This is a genomic window from Mediterraneibacter massiliensis (assembly GCF_001487105.1).
Lineage (GTDB): Bacteria > Bacillota > Clostridia > Lachnospirales > Lachnospiraceae > Mediterraneibacter > Mediterraneibacter massiliensis.
On sequence record NZ_LN913001.1, the window covers coordinates 1002089 to 1019552 of the forward strand.

Genomic DNA, 17464 nt, shown 5'->3' on the forward strand with positions numbered 1-17464 from the left:
ATAATGAACATACTGTTTCCCGGCATACAGGAAAACAGTGGTACAGTCATACTGCCATGATACGAAGGTAGATCTGGCATAAGAGTAAACAGGAGGTTTTCATGTCGTTACAGTTTATTTTTGGGAATGCAGGCAGCGGTAAATCCCATTTTTTATATGAATATATTGTAAAGGAATCGATTCGCCATCCGGATAAAAAGTATTTGGTGCTTGTACCGGAACAATTTACTATGCAGACGCAGAAAGATTTATGCCTGGCGCATCCCCGGGGCGGTATTATGAACATTGATGTTTTAAGTTTCGCACGGCTGGCGCACAGAGTGTTTGAAGAGACCGGAGCAGGAAAGGCAAAAATGCTGGATGACGAGGGGAAGAATCTGCTTCTTCGGAAAATTGCAGGCAATTATGAGTCAGAGTTGAAAGTGCTGAAAGGAAATCTGAAAAAAGCAGGATATATCAGCGAGGTGAAGTCTGTTATTTCAGAATTTACACAGTATGGAGTGGATTTTGCCGTGCTGGATTCTCTACTGGAAACATTGGATGAGAACAGTTATCTGTACTATAAGCTGCAGGATATCCGTAAGGTATATGAGGGGTTTGAAACATATCTTGCTGATAAATATATAACAAAAGAAGAATTGCTCGATGTTTTAAGCGGCATTGCAGGGAGATCAGAGCTATTAAAGGACAGTGTGATCGCACTTGATGGATTTACCGGGTTTACGCCTGTGCAGAATCGTCTGCTGGGAGAACTTCTTGTCGTATGCGAAAAGCTGCTTGTCACAGTGGAGATGGATGAGCGGGAGGATCCTTTTGTGTATCACCACCCGTATCAGCTATTTGCGCTGAGTAAACAGATGGTTGTTTCTCTTACAGAGATCGCGCATAAGAAAAGAGTGCAGATAGACGATCCAGTCACACTTTATGAAAAGCCAGTGTACCGCTTTCGGGAAAACCCTGTGCTTGGCTTTCTGGAGTCAGAACTATTTCGGTATTCTAGGCGACAGTACGAGGGAGAACAGGACAACATACGGCTTCATGTAACGAAAGATCCGAGGGAAGAAGCAGAATTTGTGGCGTCGGAAGTAAGAAGACTTGTGCGACAAAAGGGATACCGTTATCGGGAAGCAGCTGTCATCTGCAGTGACATGGAAGTATATGCGGCGCATTTGGAGAAAGCGTTTAAGACATATGGGATCCCTGTCTTTATGGATCATAAGAAGAGTATTCTTCAAAATGCGTTTGTGGAGTATCTTAGAAGTCTGCTCTCCATGATAGAGCAGAACTTTACATATGAGAGTGTATTTCGTTTTCTTAGAACAGATCTGACAGATTTTACAAAGGAAGATATAGACGTATTAGAGAATTATGTGCTTGCGCTAGGCATAAAGGGCTGGAAGAAATGGCAGGAAGTCTGGGCAAGGCAGACGGACAAGGTACAAGATGAAGAATTAAATGTGTTGAACCATCTGCGGGTGCAGTTTGTCGAGCGGCTTACCGGTCTGGTATTTATCCTAAAGCAGAGGAGCAAGACGGTAAAGGATGTGACACAGGCGGTCTACAGCTTTTTGGTACAGGAGGATATGCAGGATAGATTAAGCCGGATGGAGGAGATATTCCAAGAGGAAGGAAAACTGGCGCTCTCAAAAGAATATTCTCAGGTGTACAGGATCGTGCTGGAATTATTTGATAAATTTGTAGAGTTGTTGGGAGAAGAGCAAATCTCCTTAAAGGAATACAGTGAACTGCTAGATGCAGGACTGGAAGAGGCGAAAGTGGGAGTGATCCCGCCGAGTCTGGATCAGGTAGTGATCGGAGATGTAGAGAGAACAAGGCTGAAAAATATAAAAGTCCTGTTCTTTATGGGAGCCAATGACACTCTGCTTCCGGGAAATTTAAACAGCGGCGGATTGCTGAGTCAGAGAGACAGAGAACGGTTTCAAAAGGAAAAGATTGTTTTGTCGCCGGGCACTAAGGAAAAGACTTATGTACAGAAATTTTATCTATATATGAATCTGACAAAACCGACGGAAAGTTTGATCCTTTCTTACAGTAAGGTATCAGCAGAGGGAAAACCTTTGCGTCCCGCATATTTAGTGCAGGATTTGCGAAGGTTATTTCCGGCTCTGTGCATAGAAGAGGAAGAAGAACAAATAAGAGAAAAAGAACTTACGGAAAAGACAGGGCGTACCTATCTGGCAAGAGGACTACGGGAAAGAAAGTCAGGAGTCAGCGATCGGTGGAAAGAATTGTATACATGGTATGCAGGCAGAGAGGAAGAAAAAGACAATCTGAAAAATCTTTTGACCGCGGCTTTTTATAAAAAGGAAAACGAAGCGGTGACCAAAGAGCAGGCTCGGCTTTTGTTTGGGGAGAGGGCACATTCCAGTGTGACTCGTCTGGAAAAATTTGTCTCTTGTGCGTATGCGCATTTTCTTTCCTATGGACTGCGTCTTTCTGAGCGGGAGGAATACCGGTTTGAGTCGTTGGACTGGGGGAATATCGCACATCGGTCTATGGAGCGCTTTTCCAGAAAGGCGGAAGAAGAAAAGGTAAAATGGCAGGAAATGAAAGAGGAGACAAGGAACCGTCTGATCGAGCAGAGTGTAGAAGAAAGTATTTTGGACTATGGGAATACGGTGCTGTATAGCTCTGCCAGGAATGAATATTTGATCACTCGCATAAAGAAGCTGATACAGCGCTCGGTCTGGGCGCTTACAAAGCAGATGGAATGTGGAGATTTTGTGCCAAGTGGGTATGAACTGAACTTTGGAAGCGGTAAAATAGACCGGATCGATACTTGTGCGGATAAAGAATGTGTGTATGTAAGGGTGACGGACTACAAGACAGGCATGAAAAGCTTTGATATTACGGCATTCTGCCATGGTTTGCAGCTACAGCTTCCGGTGTATTTAAATGCGGCGCTTGCTATAGAAAAGCAGAAGAATCCAGATAAAGAAGTAGTTCCGGCCGGTATTTTTTATTACCGGATGCAGGATCCGATCGTGGAAAAAGAGATGGATGAGGAGAAACTGGAAGAAAAGTTTTTAAAAGAACTGAAACTGGACGGGATCGTTAATGCAGACGAGAGCGTCTTAGACCACATGGAACATAATTTGAGCGGAACATCCAAGTACCTTCCGATCGGAAAGAATAAAGACGGAAGCCTGAGTAAAAATTCTAAAGTATTCACGCCGGAGGAATTTTCGCTATTTTTGGAATATGCCGACAGTTTGAGGCAAAAGATCGAGAGACAGATGCAGGAAGGAAATGCAGGAATAGCCCCCTATATGCTGGGCACGGAGACAGGCTGTGATTATTGTGCTTATCATGATATATGTGGTTTTGATGTGCGCCTGGATGGCTGTGAATATAATAGAATGGAGAAATATGATAAAGAAGAAGCACTGAAAAAGATGGAGCAGGAAAGGCGGGCGGATAGATGAGCGTCAAGTGGACATCCCAACAGCAGAAAGTGATCGACCTAAAACACCGTAACATCCTCGTCTCTGCCGCGGCAGGATCAGGAAAGACGGCGGTTTTGGTAGAACGTATCATAAAGATGCTGACAGATAAAGAAGATCCGACAGATGTAGATAGACTTCTGATCGTGACATTTACAGAGGCGGCTGCGGCGGAGATGAAGGAACGGATCCGAGGTGCGATTGAAAAAGAGCTGAATGAGTATCCGGAAAATACGCGTCTGCAGAGGCAGGCAACACTGATCCACAGTGCCCATATCACGACGATCCACAGCTTTTGTCTGTCTGTCATACGAGAGCATTTTCATGTGATAGATCTGGATCCCGGTTTTCGGATCGTGGAGGAAGGGGAGCTGAAGCTTTTAAAGCAGGATGTGTTGGATACCTTGTTGGAAGAAGAATATGTGAAAGGAGAACAGACATTTCTGGAGTTTACAGAGAGATACAGCAGTGGGAGAAACGACAGAAAAATAGAAGAGATTATCTTAAAACTATATGAGTATTCCTTGAGTTATCCGCAAAAGGAGAAGTGGCTTAAGAGCTGCGAGACGGTTTATGAGATAGAGGAGGACGGAACGGAGGCAGAAATCTTTCAAAAGGCCCATCAGCAAGCTGCGAGATATCTTGCAGACCTCCTTGCGGCAGTAAGAGATACTCTTCAGATATGCGAGGAAGCAGATGGTCCATATATGTATGGGCCGGCGCTGGAAAGCGATATAGAATGGTTAGAGGCGGTACAAAAGGAGGATACGTTTGCCGGGATGAGCGCGAAAATCTCGGAGATCATGTGGAAGCGCTTATCCCCGAAAAAAGATGAAAGTGTAGCAGACGAGAAAAAAGAGCTGGTAAAAAAGATACGGGAACGTGTAAAAAAACAGATCCATGTTTTAAAAGAAACATATTTTTACGAACCGATGGAAACGCAGATCGCAGATATGCGCAGCGCCAGGCCGTCCATACAGGTACTGCTGCATTTGGTGAACCGGTTTGGAGAGGCCTTCTCAGAGGCAAAAAGAAAACGGAATATGATTGATTTCCATGATATGGAACAGTTTGCCCTTTCTATTTTGACAGAGGAAAGAGAAGGGGTGCTCGTTCCGTCTGTCACGGCGTTGGAATATCAGGAACAGTTCGTGGAAGTCATGATCGATGAATACCAGGACAGTAATCTGCTGCAGGAGGCGATTTTAACCAGTGTATCCCGCGTGAGACAGGGAGCGTACAATATTTTTATGGTAGGAGACGTAAAGCAGAGCATATACCGTTTCCGACTTTCAAGGCCGGAGCTGTTCATGGAGAAGTACGATACGTACAGTACAAAAGAGGCAGAAGAGCAGCGGATCGATCTGCATAAAAATTTTCGGAGCCGTACGGAAGTGCTGGATAGTGTCAACTTTTTGTTCGGACAGATCATGTGCAAAGAGATGGGAGGCGTAGCCTATGATGAAAGCGCCGCTCTGTATCCGGGGGCGGTCTACGAGCCGCAGCTAGATGAAGAAGGACATACGCTTTATCAGACAGAGCTGCTTTTGTTGGATAAAAAAGACGAAGCAATCCCGGGTGGGGATGAAAAAGAAAAAGAAGCTTATGTGATCGCGGCAAAGATCAAGGAATTGATAAGAGAAGGCAAAGTGCTGGATAAGCAGACGGGAGAATACAGGCGGCCTAAGTACAAAGATATTGTGATCTTGACACGGAGTGTGAAAGGATGGGCAAAAGAATTTGCCGATATACTGATGAAAGAAGGGATTCCGGCATATTGCGCCAGCCGGGAAGGATATTTTGAAACGTATGAGGTGAGTGTATTGCTGGATTATCTGAAAATATTGGATAATTTCCAACAGGATATTCCGCTTACGGCAGTTTTGACTTCTCCCTTTGGCAGGCTGAATGCAAGAGAACTGGCGTATATAAAAACCGCGTATCCGGATTTCACTTTTCCGGAGGCGGTATCTGCCTGGATGAGAGAGCTGGATTGCCATACGAAGAAAGAGGTGGAAATTTATAACTTATGTAAGAAATTAAAAAAATTCTTTGAAAATTATAATATGTTCCGAGATATGGTTCCGTATACGCCTATCCACGAATTGTTGTGGGAGATTATGGAAGAGACAGGATATGGGCTTTTTATGGAAGCGGCGCCGGGAGGCGGACAGAGAACGGCAAATCTGCATATGCTGATAGAAAAAGCGGTGGCATTTGAAAAGACGAGCTATAAAGGACTGTTTAATTTCGTGCGCTATATCGAGCAGTTAAAAAAGTATGACATAGATTACGGAGAGGCGAGTATAGAGGATGAACAGTCAGACACGGTACGGATCATGAGCATACATAAAAGTAAAGGACTGGAGTTCCCAATCGTTTTTGCGGCGGGTATGGGGAAAAAGTTTAATACGCAGGATACGTCTGGAAGTATCGTAATCCATCCGAAGTGGGGAGTAGGGATAGATACGATCGATCTAGAGAAGCGGACAAAGATCCCTTCTTTTTTGAAAAAGGTCATACAAAGAGAAGTACAGATTGAAAATCTGGGGGAAGAACTGCGTGTATTGTATGTGGCTATGACAAGGGCAAAAGAAAAATTGGTCTTGACAGGAAGCTTACAGGACGCAGACGAGCAGATGAAAGAAGCGAAACACAGAGCAGTTCTGGAACAGAGAAATGGAGAACCGTTGTCCTTTCTTACCTTGGCAGAGGCGAAAAATTATCTGGACTGGATATTGCCGGCTGTATCCTGGAAAGAGCAGGAGACTTGCTTCCTTCTGGAGCATGTGACAGGGGAAGATTTCCTCGTACAAGGGCGGACAGAGGAAGAAGCCGAAGGATTGGCGTTGGATGTATTGGAAAATTGGGATGTAGGAAATGTATATGTACCGGAGTACAGAGAGGAACTCATACAGCAGCTTGCTTTTGTCTATCCTTATGAAAAAGAAGGAAAACTGAAATTAAAATTCACCGTTTCAGAACTGAAAAAAAGAGAGATGGCGGAGGAAGAAGACGGAGAAGCAGTATATGCGCCGAAGGATATGGTGCCTCTGATCCCGGAGTTTTTAAAAGAGGAAGAAGAATTAAAAGGCGCTTCCCGCGGAAGTGCTTATCATAAACTTTTGGAATTATTAGATTTTTCGGCTGCGTATGATGAAGATACGCTCAAGAGGCAGATCGGACAATTACAAAGAGAAGGAATGCTTACAGAAGATATGGTGTCTTGTATTCGAACAGAGGATATTTTATGCTTTTTAGAAAGTAAGAGCGCAAAGAGGATGTCACAGGCGGCAAAAAACAAAAAACTCTATAAAGAACAGCCCTTTGTTCTGGGTGTAGATGCAGGAGAAATATATCCTGAGGAAGAGACAAAAGAGACGATTCTTGTACAGGGGATCATCGATGTCTATTTTGAGGAAGAGGACGGTCTTGTGGTGCTGGATTATAAGACCGATCAGGTACATGCGGCGGAAGAACTGAGAGAAAAATATCATGCGCAGCTTATGTATTATGCCAAAGCTTTAGAGCAGCTGTTGAAAAAGCCGGTAAAGGAAAAGATCATTTATTCATTTACATTGCAAGAGGAGATACAGGTATGAGAGGCGTGATACTTTTCTTGGCGGCGGTAAATCTATTAGCTTTTCTGTTGTACGGAGAAGACAAAAGAAGGGCGAGAAAGGGAAAATTTCGGATCCGGGAAAGAACCTTACTTTTAGCCGCATGTGCCGGAGGTGCAGCAGGAAGTCTTGCAGGGATGCTTTTCTTTCGGCATAAAATACGCAAACCAGGCTTCTTTTTGACAGTTTTGCTTTTCTTCTTATTACAATGGAGCGTACTTCTGTATATCAGTTGGAAATATTTCTGAATTTTGTACCAAACATATGGAGTTGGGATTAAGTTTTATAGAAAAGGTTGACATATAATATTATACGGTGCATTATATTGGATAATAATAGCTTTTGCGATAGCAGCATTATGTGTGCAGAAGTTTTATACTTAAGTCTGTGCAGGAAGAGGAGGAAGGAGGCGCCGGTATGGTTTTTAATACAGGAGCAGCACTGCTGGATGCAGTTGTATTGGCAGTCGTATCCCAGGAAGCACAGGGAACATACGGATACAAGATCACACAGGATGTAAGAAAGGTGATAGATGTGTCGGAGTCCACGCTATATCCGGTTTTGAGACGCCTTTTAAAAGACGGCTGCCTGATCAGTGATGACAGGCAGTTTGATGGGAGAAACAGAAGGTATTACAGTATAACAGACCATGGAAAAGAGAAACTTCAGATGTACAAAGAAGAGTGGAAGATATATTCTGATAAGGTGAACGCTATATTTTTAGGAGGGATTTGATATGGAAATAAAAAAACTGTACCGCTCCGGAACAAATAAAATGCTCTGCGGTGTATGTGGTGGAATCGGCGAATATTTTAATATAGACGCTACGCTGGTCAGACTCTTGTTCGTGATCTTTGGCTGTACCGGCTCAGGCGTGCTGGCGTATATCGTCGCCGCCATTATTATTCCACAAGAACCTTAAGCTGCGAAAAGCTCCATGCAAAATGTGCTGTTTTGAATGGAGCTTTCTTTTTCAGGCAATACTTTAGCAAAAAGAAGAAGGAAGGATTGTCATGACAAAGAAAAAAGAAAAACCGATCGATCTAAAAAATTTAGAACCAGAAGAAAAGATCAAATATGAAATCGCAGAGGAACTAGGATTATTAGATAAAGTGCTGGCAAATGGATGGAAATCTCTGACGTCAAAAGAAACAGGAAGGATAGGAGGTCTTGTGACGAAGAAAAAAAGAGAGGTAAAATCCTGATTTGCACCGAATGGATGAAAAGAGAGAATGGAGCAGTTTTGAAAGATTGTTTGACATTCTCTCTTTTCCTTGTTTAAATAACAATATTAATGAAGAAAAAGTGAAAGAATAAAAATCTCAAGTATACCGGACAGACCAAGCAGCAAGGTCGCGATCGTCTGTGTCCGATAGCCTTTATCTGGCGTCATTTCGCCAAAATTTGTGACAACCCAGAAGTAAGAATCGTTTGCATGCGAAACAGTCATAGCTCCGGCTCCGATGGCCATGACTGCAAGGGCTGTCCGAACTGGACTGTCAAGTCCAAGAGCAGGAAGGATTGGAACTACGATTCCGGCGGTAGTCGTAAGGGCGACGGTAGAAGACCCTTGTGCTGTCTTTAAAACAGCTGCAAGAATAAAAGGAAAGAAAATGCCGATCGTTTTAAGTGAAGGTGCATTCTGTGTAATATAATGAATCATATTTGTAGAGGAAATGACCTTCCCAAGGACACCCCCGGCGGCAGTAATAAATAGGATGGGACCTACAGTTTTCAACGTTTCATTTGTGAGCTCATAGAATGTATCAAGTTTATTTGTAAGAGAAAGCTGGATAATGCCCAATATGGTACCTACAGAAAGCGCAATGATCGGTGTTCCTAGGAAACGCAGTAAAATACTGATAAAACTAGTCCATCCAGCCATGGAAGAGACGGAACTTAGCGCCATGAGTATAATAGGAACAAGAATAGGAGCAAGCGCATTAAAACCGTTAGGGAGTTTCCCGTATTCAGCCACGAGTTGTTCGTAACTTTTTTTGTGTTCATTGCTAGCAGTTTCATCATTGGCAGTTATCTTTTTGCCTATATAGGATGCGTAAATGCCGCCTGTGATCAGTGGGAACACAGAGCAGAGTACGCCAAGACCCATTACAAGGAGAAGGTTTTCTCCAATCCCCAGAGTGGAGGCGGCGGCGATCGGTCCAGGCGTCGGCGGGATGAAGACATGTGCAATATAGAGTCCGGCTGACAGTGAGACAGTCATTGCTACGGAAGAGGCGCCTGTACGGTTTACAAGAGCCTTCCTGATCGGGTTAAGAATAACAAAGCCAGAATCGCAGAAGACGGGAATAGATACGACCCAGCCCATTAGTTCCATGGCAATGGCAGGATGTTTTTTGCCGACAAGGTGTATGACCATATCTGCAAGTTTTAGCGCTGCACCGGTTTTTTCAAGGATATTTCCGATAAGCGCGCCGAAAATGATAACGATACCGATGCTAGTAAATGTACCAGAAAAACCTGTGCCTATGACAGTGGCAAGCCCGGATGTCACGGTTCCGTCTTCTGCTGTCTGGTCCAACAGTGGGATACCTGCTATCATCCCAAGGAGCAGAGAGATCCCCATGATTACAAGGAAGGGATGAATCTTGAATTTTGAAATTGCTGTGATCATAACTACGATTGAAAGAATGAAGGCAATAATAAGTAGATAACCAGTCATAAAAGACTCCTCCTTTGTAGAAAAAATATTTTAGCAGATAAAATCCACTTAAGAATAATTCTATTTTAGCAGGAAGCATTACGGAAAGTTTAATATAAAATAAAACATATGTTCTCAAGCGGAACACCTTTGAACCTTCTGAAAGAAATCTTTACAAAAGAATACATATCTGCTAAAATATTACGACTGGGGAGAAAGTTCATAGGTGATAAGAATGAAAGAGACAATCAATATATTTGATGTGTATATGCAAAATTTTACTGCGAAAGAAGCGATGAAGCAGGTTATTGCGTATCTGGAGACGGAATCCCTTCATACGATTGAGATCGTGACAATGGATATGCTGCTGAAGGAGCAGGAAAATGTACAGTGGAAAGACATGGTCAAAAAGCTGGATATGGTACTCCCCGGAGAACGGGAGATCCTTGAGGCGGCAGGTGTGCAGGATAAGAACAGCATACGGGATGCAGAGGAGCATATATTTTTGAAACTGTTTCTGAAATATTTGCAGAAGAACAGGAAGAAAATTTTTCTGCTGGCAGACAAAGAAGAACAGATACAGTCTCTGTCCGAGGAGATACGGCATTATCACAGAGGGATCGTGATCACAGGAGGCGCTGCGCTCGTACCGGATGAAGGACAGGAAGAAAAGGTGATCAATGAGATCAACGGAACAGAAACAGACTGCCTTGTTTCCATGTTTTCTTCTCCGTGGCAGGAGCAGTTCATCGCAGAAAAGAAAGCGCTTCTAAACGTAAGGTTATGGATAGGCTGCGGTCCGCTTCTTATGCAGAATTATACAGAAAAGAAGATAGGCAGAAAAGTGAAGACATTCTTTTTGAAAAAGTTGTTTCGCTATAGAGTAGAAAAACAAAAGAAGGAAAAGAGACTTCTTTGAGCAGCCTTTTGTTGAACTTGTATATGCATAGAAATATGAATTTTTTGTAAAAATTATAATGAAATGCATAAAAATAATAGATTTACTCTTTCTTTTTTTGGTGTTTTGCCTTAATATAATATTTGTATATGTGCGCATATATTTTTTAGGGGAAAACAATTTTGTGAAAAATGCACATGGAATTAGGTGGACGAGTGGAGGAAAAAAGTATGATTTCGAATCAGATACTTCAAAACACAATTGAGGGATTAAAAGGTATTTCCAGAATTGATTTCTGCGTGTTGGACACAGAAGGGAAAATACTCGCCGCTACATTTGAGGAAGGTCAGAGATTTGAGGATGCGGTGCTGTCATTTGTGGAATCTCCAGCAGATAGCCAGGTTATCCAGGGCTGCCAGTTTTTTAAGATTTTTGATGAACAGCAGTTGGAATACGTACTTCTGGCAGACGGTGAGAGCGAAGATGTCTACATGTTAGGAAAGATTGCGGCATTTCAGATACAAAGCCTTTTGGTGGCGTATAAAGAAAGATTTGACAAAGATAATTTTATCAAGAATCTTTTGTTGGATAATCTTCTTCTGGTCGATATTTACAACAGGGCAAAAAAATTACATATTGACACAGAAGTAAAACGTGTTATCTTTATTATTGAGACATCGCACGAAAAGGACAGTGCGGCACTGGACAATGTCAGAAATCTTTTGGGCGGAAAGTCAAAAGATTTTATTACGGCAGTGGATGAGAAAAATATCATTGTTGTAAAAGAACTTTCTGAGAAAGACGGAAGCAGAGAACTGGATAAGATGGCGCGGGATATGCTGGAGACGCTTAAGACAGAGGGAGGCGATGAGCGGATACACATTGCATACGGAACCGTGGTAAATGATATCAAGGAAGTTTCCAAGTCTTATAAAGAGGCAAAACTGGCGTTGGATGTAGGGAAGATATTCTTTGATGAAAAAGATATTGTCGCATATAGTACGCTTGGAATCGGACGTTTGATATATCAGCTTCCGATCCCGTTGTGCAAGATGTTCATAAAAGAGATTTTCGAGGGGAAATCTCCGGACGATTTTGATGAGGAGACATTGACGACTATCAACAAGTTTTTTGAGAATAGCCTAAATGTATCAGAAACGTCCAGACAGCTTTATATTCACAGAAATACTCTTGTATACCGCCTGGATAAGCTACAGAAGAGTACAGGGCTTGATCTGCGCATATTTGAGGATGCGATCACTTTTAAGATAGCTCTTATGGTAGTGAAATATATGAAGTACATGGAGTCACTGGAGTACTAAGGAGTATGGATAATTAGGAGGAGCATATGATTGAATTAAGAAATGTAACGAAGGAATACTCTAAGGGAAATGCCGCCTTAAATGGAGTATCCGTCAAGATCGAACAGGGAGAGTTCGTATTCATTGTGGGAGACAGCGGTTCCGGAAAATCTACCTTGATCCGTTTGATCATGAAGGAACTGGATCCTACAGAAGGCACTATTATCGTGAACGGACAAAACCTGAATCGTATGAAACATCGTCACATTGCTAAATACAGAAGAGGCTTAGGGGTTGTCTTTCAAGACTTTCGTCTTTTGAAAGACAGAAATATCTATGAAAATATCGCTTTTGCACTGCGTGTTACGGAGACACCTACCAGGGTGATCAAGAGAAAGGTGCCGGCTGCGCTGTCGCTTGTGGGACTTGCGCAAAAGTATAAGTCCTTTCCGAAAGAGCTGTCAGGGGGAGAACAGCAGCGTGTTGCTATCGCAAGAGCGATCGTAAATGAACCTGCTATTTTGTTGGCGGACGAGCCCACCGGAAACTTGGATCCGACGAACTCTTGGGAGATCATGAGTCTTTTGAAGGAAGCAAATGAACGTGGGACTACAGTTCTTGTTGTAACGCATAACCAGGAGATTGTAAATGAGATGAACGAACGGGTTATCACGATGAAACAGGGCGTGATCGTTAGTGATGAACAAAAAGGTGGGTATATAGATGAGGATTAGTACATTTGGATACGTAGGAAAACAAGGGGTTAAGAATATCTGGAGAAATAAGATGTTCTCGCTTGCGTCTGTTGCGACGATGTCGGCTTGTATTTTTTTGTTTGGATTGTTTTTTTCGATTATTTTGAATTTTCAGTATATCATAAAAATGGCGGAGGAAGGTGTCGCCATTACAGTCTTCTTTGAAGAAGATGCGACCCAGGCGCAGATCGACGATATAGGAGAAGCGCTGCGCGGCAGAGAGGATGTTTCGGAAGTAAAATATGTCTCAGCAGATGAAGCATGGGAAAATTACAAGAAAGAGTATTTTAAAGATAAACCAGAATTGGCAGAAGGATTTAAAGATGACAACCCGCTTGCGGATTCTGACAACTATGAAGTATATATGAAAACATCAGAGGATGCCAAAAATCTGACGGCGAGAAGTAAGTCTCTTGCTTCTACACAGCAGGATCTTGTGAAGTTCGCAGAGAGTCTGGATGGTGTCAGGGATGTAAATAAATCGGATGTAGTGGCAAATACATTGACCAGTGTAAACAAGTTGGTAGGATATGTATCTATAGCGATCATCGCAATCTTATTCGGCGTTTCTATCTTCCTGATCAGCAATACAGTCACAATGGGTATTACGGTCAGAAAAGAAGAAATCGCGATCATGAAATATATCGGGGCAAAAGATTTTGTTGTCCGGTCACCTTTTGTTATTGAAGGCTTGATCATGGGTCTCTTTGGTGCGGTCATTCCATTGCTGCTTTTGTATATGCTGTATGAGAAAGCAGTGCTGTATATTATGGAGAAGTTTAGTATTCTACAGAATATCATTAATTTTCTTCCGGTGTCAGATGTATATAGATATCTGCTGCCGATCGGACTTGTCCTTGGTATAGGTATTGGATTTATCGGAAGTTTCTTCACAGTGCGCAAGCATTTGAAAGTATAGGGGGCTTATATGGGACGAAAGAGGAGTATAATAAGCGGGGTACTTGTTTTGACAATGAGCATGACGATGGCGCTGCAGGTACATGCGACTACCATCGAGGATGCACAGAAAAAAGGGGAAGAATTAGAACAGCAAAAAAGCGCGGCGGAAGCAGAGAAAAATGCTCTTACGGCACAGCTCAATGAGATCATCACGGACATGAATGAGACACAGACAGAAATGACAAAGAAGGAAAGTGAGATCGAGAAGGCTGAAAATGATCTGATCGCGGCGAAAGTAGATGAGAATCAGCAGTATCAGAGCATGAAGAAACGGATTCAGTTCATGTATGAGAACGGAGATACGAAGATCCTGGAGGTCATGATGGAAAGCAAGACCTTAGGAGAATTCTTAAATAAAGCAGAGTATGCGTCAAAATTGTCTGACTACGACCGGGAAAAGCTGGAAGATTTCCAGGATGTAGTAGAAGAAGTAGAGAAGAAGGAACAGACGCTGCAGACAGAGTATGACGAATTGAGTAGCTTGCAGACAGATCTTATGACGAAGCAGACAGAGGTACAGACACTGTTGGACAGCAATAATCTTCTGCTGGCAGATTTGGAGACACAGATCGGTGATAATGCGGCGGATCTAGAGAAGCTGATCGCAGAAGCGGAGGAAGCAAAGAGGATTCAACAGGAGCAGGAGGCTGCCCAGCAGCAGGGCGGTGGAGGACCTTCCTATACGGAGCCGAGCGGTGGGAATGTGGTGAGCGGAAACGGCTATTTTACCCATCCTTGTCCGGGAATGTCTTATCAGTCCAGTTATTTTGGAGAGATCCGGGAATATGAAGTCGGCGGTCATAAAGGACATGATTATGCGGCAGCCGAGGGAACACCTACATATGCGGCGGCAGCAGGTACCGTTCTGATTGCAGAATTTAGTCTCAGTGCTGGAAACTGGGTCGTTATCGATCATGGGAATGGTCTGACTACTAAATATATGCACCACAGTGCGTTGTGTGTTACGGCAGGCCAGTATGTGGAAAAAGGACAGCAGATTGGTTTTGTCGGTTCTACAGGACAATCTACGGGACCACATCTTCATTTTCAAGTAGAAGAAAATGGAATCGCTGTCAATCCGGATAAATATTTGTAACTTACAAAGAGAAAGGGATTGGGGAAGGACAAAGCAGAGAGAGTACTCTGCTTTGTCTTTTGCTACTTAGAGACAGAAAGATAAAAGACGATATAAGTAAATTTTGCAAGAAGGCAGGATGAGAAAATGAAAGAAAACAGAAAGTTTTTAAAAGGCATGCTTGCCGGCGCGGCGGCCATGCTGCTAGCGGTCGGCTGCATATGGGGCATAGGCAGTATAATGCCGAAGGTGATAACGGGACAAGGAAAAGCCCAGACTTCTCTTTCAGATGATAAAAAGGAAGTCAGCCAGAAACTGGAAAAAATAGGAAAATGGATAGACGGGTATTATCTGTATGGTGATAAGATAGACGGCGATGCCCTGGTGGATGGTATTTACTCCGGGTATGCACAGGCTTTGGGAGATCCTTATACAGAATATTATAATGAGCAGGAGACAAAGGAACTTTTAGAAACGACTTCCGGCAAATTTTTCGGAGTAGGCGCTGCGCTTACGCAGAATCTGACTACGGGGGAGGTCGTGATCGTGAGTGTTTATGCAGAGTCACCAGCTGCTGACGCTGGACTCAAGGAAGGGGATGTCCTGTACCGGGTAGATGAGCATACGATAGTAGATGAGAGCCTGACCGAGATCGTATCCTGGATTAAAGGAAAACAAGGAACAGAAGTAGATCTGTATGTGCGAAGAGACGGTGAGGAACTGAAACTGACTGCCGTGCGTGACGAGATCGAGGCGCAGACAGTGGAATACGAGATGAAAGATGGGCAGATCGGGTATATAGCGGTCAGCGAATTTGACGAGGTGACCTATGAACAATTCAAGGGAGCGCTTCAAGATTTAGAAGAACAAGGTATGCAGGGGCTGGTGATAGATCTGCGCAGCAATCCCGGTGGAAATATGGACACAGTGACAGATATGCTTAAATTGATACTGCCGGAGGGGACGATTGTTTCCACAAAAGATAAATATGGGAATGAAGAAAAAATCACCTGTGACGGGGAACATAAATTTACCAAGCCACTGGCCGTACTTGTGAATCAGTATAGCGCGAGCGCGTCCGAAATTTTCACGGGAGCCGTGCAGGATTATAAGATCGGGACGATTGTGGGGACGACGACCTATGGAAAAGGTGTCGTGCAGCAGCTGATCGATCTGGAAGACGGAACGTATTTAAAATTAACGATCGCAGAATACTATACACCAAGTGGAAGAAGTATCAACGGAACCGGGATCACACCGGATATAGAGGTGGAATATGAGGCGGACGCAGAGAATCCGGATGCAGATAACCAGTTGGAGAAAGCGCTGGAAACAGTGCGTTCGGAAATAGAATAGACGCAGAATAAAAAGAAGACCGGAGAGAAAGAAGAATATATGATAAGAGAGTATAGGCAGAACGATACAGAAAGTATTATGCGAATATGGCTGGAAGGAAATAGGGAAGCCCATGCGTTTATACCTGCAGAATATTGGCATTCCCATTATGCGCAGACAAAAAAGGCTTTGCCCGAGGCAGATCTGTTTCTCTATGAAAAGGAGCAGCAGATCTGTGGATTTGCAGGAATGACAGGAGAATATCTTGCGGGAATATTTGTCAGGAAAGACTGCCGCTGTGCCGGTATTGGAAAAAAATTATTGGATAAGATAAAACAGAAATATCCTTCCGTGACTCTGCATGTGTACCAGAAGAACAGGCGTGCTCAAGAATTCTATCTAAGAGAAGGGTTCCGGATCGTTTTGGAAGAAATAGATGAGGAGACAAAAGAAGCAGAATACAAGATGAATTGGAGGAAAAATAAGAGTTAAAGGAGAGTATACAGATGGGATGAAAAAAGAGAGAGCGAAAAAAATGATCATAGATATAGGTTTTGATATCGCAGGAAGTATTTTTTACGCACTGGGCATTTATACATTTGCTAAGACAGCAGATTTTGCGCCCGGCGGCGTGTCCGGACTTGCGCTGATCATCCACCATTTATGGGGACTTCCTATCGGATTGACAACACTTGCCATTAATATCCCACTGATCATGTTAAGTTTTCGTATTGTAGGGAAGCAATTTTTGTTTAAGACGGCACGCAGTATGATCTTTTGTACGATTTTTTTGGATGTCATATTTCCGTATACGCCGTCTTATGTGGGGACGCCTTTTTTGGCGGCTTTGTATTCAGGTGTATGCTTGGGCGTGGGAATGGCTCTGTTCTATATGCGGGGGTCTTCATCAGGAGGAATCGACTTTCTTACTATGTCGATCAAGGCGCTGAAACCGCACTTTTCTCTCGGCGCAGTGACGATGGCGATCGATCTTTTCATTATTCTGCTCGGCTGGCCGGTATTCGGAAATATAGATTCTGTTCTGTATGGACTTGCGGCGACATTTGTGACTTCTGTCGTGCTTGACAAAATACTATATGGCATGGGAGCAGGAAGGCTGCTGATCATCATTACAGATCATGGGCAGGAAGTGGCAGAGAAGATCGGAGATCGTATTGAGAGGGGAGCCACCGCCATACAGGCGAGAGGAACCTACACAGAAGCGCATAAAGAAGTCCTTTTGTGTGCATGTTCTGCTTCACAGGCATATATAGTAAAGAATACAGCACATGAAGCGGATCCGGCCGCTTTTGTGATGGTGACGGAGACAAGCGAAGTGTTCGGAGAAGGATTTATGGAATATAAATAGAAACTCATCTGGAATAGCTGCCGTA

The 17464-nt window shown here is 43.4% G+C and carries 15 protein-coding genes; 14 read left to right on the forward strand and 1 reads right to left on the reverse strand.

Going from position 1 to position 17464, the window contains the following annotated elements:
* Window positions 1-101 precede the first annotated feature (101 nt).
* The 6 genes from addB to BN3282_RS09130 all read left to right on the forward strand — a co-directional run bounded on the left by addB (window position 102) and on the right by BN3282_RS09130 (window position 8289).
* Window positions 102-3446 (forward strand): helicase-exonuclease AddAB subunit AddB, encoded by a 3345-nt coding sequence (gene addB, locus BN3282_RS09105; protein ID WP_059068539.1) that lies wholly within the window; start codon window positions 102-104, stop codon window positions 3444-3446.
* Window positions 3443-7066, forward strand: coding sequence for a helicase-exonuclease AddAB subunit AddA (addA, locus tag BN3282_RS09110; protein WP_059068540.1), 3624 nt, complete (start codon window positions 3443-3445; stop codon window positions 7064-7066). The genes addB and addA overlap by 4 nt, the downstream gene beginning before the upstream one ends.
* Window positions 7063-7332, forward strand: coding sequence for a DUF1294 domain-containing protein (locus tag BN3282_RS09115; protein ID WP_059068542.1), 270 nt, complete (start codon window positions 7063-7065; stop codon window positions 7330-7332). The genes addA and BN3282_RS09115 overlap by 4 nt, the downstream gene beginning before the upstream one ends.
* 169 nt (window positions 7333-7501) lie before the next feature.
* Window positions 7502-7819, forward strand: coding sequence for a PadR family transcriptional regulator (locus BN3282_RS09120; RefSeq protein ID WP_059068544.1), 318 nt, complete (start codon window positions 7502-7504; stop codon window positions 7817-7819).
* 1 nt (window position 7820) lies between these two features.
* A complete protein-coding gene (locus BN3282_RS09125) occupies window positions 7821-8006 on the forward strand; it encodes a PspC domain-containing protein (protein ID WP_059068545.1) in 186 nt (61 codons plus the stop codon).
* A 91-nt stretch (window positions 8007-8097) separates the two neighbouring features.
* A complete protein-coding gene (locus tag BN3282_RS09130) occupies window positions 8098-8289 on the forward strand; it encodes an alpha/beta-type small acid-soluble spore protein (protein WP_059068548.1) in 192 nt (63 codons plus the stop codon).
* An 86-nt stretch (window positions 8290-8375) separates the two neighbouring features.
* Here BN3282_RS09130 and BN3282_RS09135 read toward each other — a convergent pair whose 3' ends face one another.
* Complete coding sequence (locus BN3282_RS09135; RefSeq protein ID WP_059068550.1) at window positions 8376-9767, reverse strand: GntP family permease; 1392 nt, start codon at window positions 9765-9767, stop codon at window positions 8376-8378.
* Window positions 9768-9981: 214 nt separating this feature from the next.
* Between BN3282_RS09135 and BN3282_RS09140 the strand changes: the two genes are divergently transcribed.
* The 8 genes from BN3282_RS09140 to BN3282_RS09175 all read left to right on the forward strand — a co-directional run bounded on the left by BN3282_RS09140 (window position 9982) and on the right by BN3282_RS09175 (window position 17439).
* Complete coding sequence (locus tag BN3282_RS09140; RefSeq protein ID WP_059068551.1) at window positions 9982-10665, forward strand: WecB/TagA/CpsF family glycosyltransferase; 684 nt, start codon at window positions 9982-9984, stop codon at window positions 10663-10665.
* Between the two features lie 209 nt (window positions 10666-10874).
* Window positions 10875-11966: a PucR family transcriptional regulator gene (locus BN3282_RS09145; RefSeq protein WP_059068553.1), complete on the forward strand. Its 1092-nt coding sequence runs from the start codon at window positions 10875-10877 to the stop codon at window positions 11964-11966.
* Between the two features lie 26 nt (window positions 11967-11992).
* On the forward strand, window positions 11993-12679 hold the full coding sequence (gene ftsE, locus BN3282_RS09150; protein WP_059068555.1) for a cell division ATP-binding protein FtsE: 687 nt from the start codon (window positions 11993-11995) through the stop codon (window positions 12677-12679).
* A complete protein-coding gene (ftsX, locus tag BN3282_RS09155) occupies window positions 12669-13619 on the forward strand; it encodes a permease-like cell division protein FtsX (RefSeq protein WP_059068556.1) in 951 nt (316 codons plus the stop codon). The genes ftsE and ftsX overlap by 11 nt, the downstream gene beginning before the upstream one ends.
* Before the next feature lie 9 nt (window positions 13620-13628).
* Window positions 13629-14756: a murein hydrolase activator EnvC family protein gene (locus BN3282_RS09160; protein WP_059068559.1), complete on the forward strand. Its 1128-nt coding sequence runs from the start codon at window positions 13629-13631 to the stop codon at window positions 14754-14756.
* 126 nt (window positions 14757-14882) lie between these two features.
* Window positions 14883-16091 (forward strand): S41 family peptidase, encoded by a 1209-nt coding sequence (locus tag BN3282_RS09165; protein WP_059068561.1) that lies wholly within the window; start codon window positions 14883-14885, stop codon window positions 16089-16091.
* 39 nt (window positions 16092-16130) lie between these two features.
* Window positions 16131-16562 carry an N-acetyltransferase gene (locus tag BN3282_RS09170; protein ID WP_059068563.1) on the forward strand — a complete coding sequence of 144 codons (432 nt, stop codon included), beginning with the start codon at window positions 16131-16133 and terminating at the stop codon, window positions 16560-16562.
* 19 nt (window positions 16563-16581) lie between these two features.
* Complete coding sequence (locus BN3282_RS09175) at window positions 16582-17439, forward strand: YitT family protein (protein WP_059068565.1); 858 nt, start codon at window positions 16582-16584, stop codon at window positions 17437-17439.
* Window positions 17440-17464 lie beyond the last annotated feature (25 nt).